Raw genomic sequence first — 221 nt, 5'->3', positions numbered from 1 at the left:
TACACCGTGCACTACGCCTACGACACCGTGGCGCTGGCCAAGGTCGCCGGTACGGCCCTGGTCAAGGCCGGCAACAAAAGCTGGTACTTCCTGACGGCCGACTATGCCTTCGGCCATTCGCTCGAAGCCGATGCAACCACCGTGGTCAAAGCCAACGGCGGCACCGTCGTCGGCGCCGTGCGCCATCCGCTCAATGCCTCCGACTTCTCCTCGTTCCTGCT

The 221-nt window shown here is 64.3% G+C and carries 1 protein-coding gene; it reads left to right on the top strand.

Annotated features, from left to right (window positions below; genetic code table 11):
• Positions 1-221: ABC transporter substrate-binding protein (locus B3V69_RS19435; RefSeq protein ID WP_296449060.1), on the top strand; the 221-nt coding region annotated here is incomplete at both ends.

Origin of the sequence: Rhodoferax sp. UBA5149 (assembly GCF_002413825.1) — a bacterium.
In the GTDB taxonomy this organism is placed as follows: Bacteria; Pseudomonadota; Gammaproteobacteria; order Burkholderiales; family Burkholderiaceae_C; genus Rhodoferax.
Note: the sequence above shows the minus strand (reverse complement) of the source record. Positions and strands in the feature narration are given on the sequence as shown.